This window comes from Candidatus Omnitrophota bacterium (assembly GCA_028715965.1).
Classification (GTDB): domain Bacteria; phylum Omnitrophota; class Gorgyraeia; order Tantalellales; family Tantalellaceae; genus JAQUQS01.
Map to the genome: position 1 here is coordinate 1 of JAQUQS010000046.1, position 5,214 is coordinate 5,214.

Here is a 5,214-nt window from a genome sequence, read left to right on the forward strand (position 1 = left end):
GGCACCCATAATTTTGATTTTGTCGACGATACGCTTACGCTCGAGAAAGAACGCCTGCTCGGGCTCTGTGACCTGATCATATCCCGCGGGCTCAGGATAAACTGGATCTGCAACGCGCGTGTCAACGGTTTTGACGATGATATGGCCCTGAAACTGAAGGAGGCCGGATGCCGGAACGTGTGTTTCGGCGTGGAGTCGGGGGATCCCGAGGTCTGGAAGACGGTCAACAAAGCCGTTACCCGCGAAGAAATACTTTCCGCCCATCGCGCGGCCCGCCGGGCGGGCCTTATCGTTACTTCATTCTTTATGGTGGGTAACGTGGGTGAGAGCCGTGAAAGCATCGATAAGACCATAAAGTTCATGAACGAGATAGAGACGGATTATCCCACATGTTCGATCGCCACACCATATCCGGGCACGGAAATGTACCGTATGGGACAGGCTAACGGATGGATCAGGGTGAGAGAGTGGGACGAATATGTCACCACGCCGCATGTTAAGATGGACTATCGGCCTGTCTGGACCAACGGTATCATGAGCGAGAAAGAGATACTTGACGCCTACTATCTTGTCAATTCCCGGATCATTTCCAAAAAACTGGTCACGAGGTACGGCAGGTTGTATTATCTTAACCCGAGGTTCTATAAGAACGAGATCGTCCGCAGGATAAGAAGCGCGGGATTTAAAAACGTATTCGCGCTGATGGGAAGGATCCTCCGGAGAAAAGGGTGAATTTATGTGCGGTATATGCGGAATATATAACTACGCGTCAGACGCCAGGGCGAGCCAGGCCGGTATCCGGTCCATGATGGACAGTATCGCGCACAGGGGTCCTGATGGAGAAGGCCTGTACATGGACAAGTCCGGGGTTGTAGGGTTCGGGCACAGGAGGCTCTCCATAATCGACGTCGAGAGCGGCACGCAGCCTATGTCCAACGAAGATGGCAGCGTATGGATAACATATAACGGGGAAATATATAATTTCAAGGAACTTTCCGACCAGCTCATGACAAAGGGGCACAGGTTCAGGACGCGTTCCGATACGGAAGTCCTTGTACATCTTTACGAGGAATACGGACAGGATATGCTTGATACGCTGAACGGTATATTCGCCTTCGCGATATGGGACGGGAGGAACCGAAGATTCCTTGCGGCAAGGGACCACTTCGGCGTTAAGCCGTTCTATTATCACGATGACGGTAAGAGCCTCCGGTTCGGGTCAGAGATAAAGGCGATCCTGGCGTACGGGGACATGGAGAGGGATGTGGACCTTATGGCGCTGGATATGTGCCTGACTTTCCGGTACGCGCCTTCTCCACATACTTTGCTCAGGAACGTCAGGAAGCTCGAGCCTGGCGAATGTATCATATGTGAGAAAGGAAAGGTCCGTGCCCGTAGGTTCTCGGGACGGATGCCGGAGATCAACAGAGGGAAAAGGGTCGAAGAGTGGGAAGCGGAGCTTTCCGGGGTTTATGGGGACGCGACACGCCGTCAGATGGTCAGCGATGTCCCTATAGGGATATCGCTTTCGGGCGGGGTGGATTCAGGCACCATACTTTCGGCAATGGCGCGGGTTTCCTCCGGCCGGGTGAACGCTTTTACCGTAGGGTTCGAGGAGGGGGAGAAGGATAATGAGATAGAAGCGGCGAGGGCCCTTGCCGATATGTTCGGAGCTGATTTCAACTCGACCATCATCAAACAGAAGGATTACGCGGAGCTTTTCGCCAGGTATATGTGGCATCTGGAAGAGCCTACCGGGAATGAGTCGGCCCTGGCGTATTATTTCGTAGCGGAACTGGCCAGAGGCAAAGTTAAAGTACTTTTGAACGGGCAGGGAGCGGATGAGGCCTTTGCCGGATATCCCCGGCACAAAGGGGAGAAGATGTCGGCGCTATTCAGGCCGCTCGGGCTTCTTTCCACGTTCCCGTTCGGCAACGAGCAGATGAGGAGGATATTCTATTCACTTCCCCAGGCTGACGAGGCGGAAAGGTTCTACAGGATATATTCGATAATCACGGACAAGATGAAAGGGGCGCTTTACGGGCCGGAGCTCCGGGGGGTATCGGTTCGCGGCGCGGCACGCCAGTTCATTTATGAATGGGTCAGGGAGCGCGCCACAGCCGGTACTGGTCTCGAGAAGATGCTCTACATTGACGCGAGGACTTCCCTTTCGGATAACCTGCTCCTTTGTGAGGACAAAATGTCCATGGCCTGCGGGATAGAGGCTCGGGTCCCTTTCCTGGACCGCGAGGTCATGCGGGTAGCCGAGACCATCCCGGGCAGGCTCAAGATCTCTTCGTCCGGCCAGAAGTATATACATAAACTGGCATGCCGGGGGTTCCTTCCGGAAGGAACGGTTCACAAGAGGAAGATAGGCTTTTTCAATCCTATGGATAAATGGCTTGCCGGCAGCATGGGGGAACTCCTGACGTCCTACATAGACCGGAAAGATTCTCTTACATCAAGATATCTTGATCCTGCCGGGGTGAAGGGCTGTATAGAAGCCCATCGCCGGGGGAGCTCCGACCAGAAGCGCATACTTTTCCTGCTTTTGTCACTGGAAAAATGGTACCGCATATTCATACTTAAGGAGGATAAAGAGTGAACCTTATACGTGGATCTTACGGCAGGTTGAAAGAGATATCCGGTCCATGCGTAGAACGTATCCTTCCCGTTCTACTGCCGTGTATATTCGTCTTTTTGTGCCTGTTCCATTACGCGTCGGGAAGGCCTTTCTGGCTTGACGAGAATTTCATACTTGAAAAGATACAGATGGCGGGGCCATCCGGGCTGTTCGGCCCGTTAGGGTCGCAGGCGTTCCCCAGAGTCTATCTCGTACTGGTACAGCAGGCGGGATATCTGGCGGGATTCAACGTGTTCGCGCTGCGTGCCCTGCCTCTGGTGGCTATGCTGGCGGCGTTCTTTGTGTGGATACGTATATACCGGGCCCAGGAAGGCCGCGGGGTAGGATATGTCCTTTTCCTGCTTTCCTGGTGCGGTTCGAAGTTCATGAGCTATTACGCCTCTGAGCTCAAACAGTATTCCGGCGAGCTTCTTTTGTCGGGGCTGTTCACCATGTTCGTGCTCAGGCAGGCCGGATCGCTGAAGGAGCCGGTGATAAAGTTCCGGGAGGCCGCGCTCTGTTTTATCATGCCGTTCGCGGTACTTTTTTCCTATACGGCGTATTTTTTCCTGCCGTTACCCGCATATAACCTTATAGCGGGGGGACGGGGTAGCCGCAAGAGCGTTATCCTTTTCGCGGCGTATCTTGTCGGGGCCATCGTAGCGGTAATGTTGTCCTATAACCTGGATGTGAAGTACGTGCAGAACTCAAGCGGGATGTGGGGGTACTGGCACGATTATTTCATATCGGTCGCGTCGGTGCCGGAGTTCCTCCAAACATTTACCGAAGGCGTCCGCAACCTGTATGTGCGTTGGTTCCTGGAGGTGAGCCTTGTGCGCAGGGTGATAACGGTATTCCTGCCTTTTTCGCTTTTTGCTACTTTTGTCATGGGGTGGAAGAACATCCGTCGTGACGGCATGATGATAACACGTCTTTCTTCGATGGCCATGTATCTCGTGACGGGACTGGCGGTCGCGGGGGCGGTTAAATTATATCCGTTCACCGGCGCCAGGATAACATTATATATCGCGCCGTTCATTTTTTATGTTACGATAAAAGGTATAATGACATTGTGGGATAAGGTGCCGCTTCTCGGGAAGGGCATGGCCGCTTTGTACGCGGCGACACTTATCGGTACCACTGTATATATATTCATGGAATACGTATCACTTTACGGAAGTTGAGGTGGATGAAGGTGAAAAAATTGATGTTTGTCGCCGGGGCGCGGCCGAATTTCATGAAGATAGCTGTCCTTCTGCGTCTTGTGGACGCTCATCCCGGTGTTAAGGCGGTGGTGGTACATACGGGACAGCATTATGACCACGAAATGTCCCAGAGTTTCCTTGACGACCTGGAGATACGGGAACCGGACCATTTTCTTGATGTGGGCTCAGGAACTCACGCCGAACAGACGGGAAAGGCGATGACAAGGTTCGAGGAGGTATGTGCCCGTGAGAGACCGGATATGGTTATCGTCGTGGGAGACGTTAACTCGACCCTTGCCGCCAGCGTGACGGCAAAAAAAATGGGGATAAAAGTTGCCCATATCGAGGCGGGTCTCCGCAGTTTCGATATGACGATGCCCGAAGAGATCAATCGTATATTAACGGACAGCATAGCGGACCTTTTGTTCGTAACCGAAAAAAGCGGGTCCGAGAATCTGATGAACGAAGGCAGGGGAGGCGGCGTGGTCGGCAAAAAAAGCGTAAGCAAGGTCTTTTTTGTCGGTAATACCATGATAGACAGCCTGAAATTCGGTCTGGACAAACTGACAAGGGTCGATACGACGGGGTTCGGGATAAGTATGCTTAAGAGCCTGCTCGGGGGGTACGGCGTAGTCACTTTGCACAGGCCTTCTAACGTGGACGACCCGGAGAAGTTCAAGCGTTTGGCCGCTATGCTCAACAGGATATCAGCCAAAGTGCCCATGATCTTTCCCATACACCCCAGGACCAGGAAGAACGCGAAAGAGTTCGGGATAAAGTTCGGGGAGAACATACATGTCGTAAACCCCCTGGGATATCTTGAGTTCATGTATCTGTACAAGGACGCTAAGTTCGTCCTGACCGACTCGGGAGGCATGCAGGAGGAGACCACATACCTTAATATACCCTGTTTTACCCTCAGGGAGAATACGGAACGCCCAATAACCATGGAGATGGGGACCAACGTGCTTGTGGGGGAGAAGATAGACAGGTTGGACCATATGGTGGAAAGGATACTTACCGCAAGGGCGAAAAAAGGTAAAGTGCCGCCGCTCTGGGACGGGAAGACCTCGGAGCGTATACTGAAAATAATAGAGAAGGAGATATAGTGGCCGATATGGATAACCGGGTCAACATCCTGGGCTGCCCTGTGGACGATCTTACGATGGAAGAGACCATCGCCGCGGTGGATCGCATGATAGCTGAAGGCGGGGTCCACCAGCATGTGGTGATCAACGCGGACAAGGTGCTGAAAGCAAGGCAGGATCCGGCGCTCATGGAAATCATCAGTTCCTGCGATATGATCAATGCCGACGGGATGTCCGTGGTCTGGGCCTCAAGACTTTTGGGGAAAGCCCTTAAGGAGCGGGTCACGGGGATAGACCT

General features: G+C 53.1%; 5 protein-coding genes. All 5 read left to right on the top strand.

The annotated features are described in order from the left end of the window. The coding region (locus PHH49_08530; GenBank protein MDD5488984.1) for a radical SAM protein at positions 1-732 on the top strand (732 nt) is incomplete at its 5' end. Between the two features lie 4 nt (positions 733-736). Further along, positions 737-2,605 carry an asparagine synthase (glutamine-hydrolyzing) gene (gene asnB / locus PHH49_08535; protein MDD5488985.1) on the top strand — a complete coding sequence of 623 codons (1,869 nt, stop codon included), beginning with the start codon at positions 737-739 and terminating at the stop codon, positions 2,603-2,605. Beyond that, positions 2,602-3,807, top strand: coding sequence for a hypothetical protein (locus PHH49_08540; protein MDD5488986.1), 1,206 nt, complete (start codon positions 2,602-2,604; stop codon positions 3,805-3,807). The genes asnB and PHH49_08540 overlap by 4 nt, the downstream gene beginning before the upstream one ends. Before the next feature lie 11 nt (positions 3,808-3,818). After that, complete coding sequence (gene wecB / locus PHH49_08545) at positions 3,819-4,937, top strand: UDP-N-acetylglucosamine 2-epimerase (non-hydrolyzing) (GenBank protein MDD5488987.1); 1,119 nt, start codon at positions 3,819-3,821, stop codon at positions 4,935-4,937. Further along, positions 4,937-5,214: glycosyltransferase (locus PHH49_08550; protein ID MDD5488988.1), on the top strand; the 278-nt coding region annotated here is incomplete at its 3' end. The genes wecB and PHH49_08550, both read left to right, overlap by 1 nt.

What these genes read in the sequence shown, in the direction of transcription:
- asnB (MDD5488985.1), top strand. Translation starts at nt 737, where the DNA reads ATGTGCGGTATATGCGGAATATATAACTACGCGTCAGACGCCAGGGCG.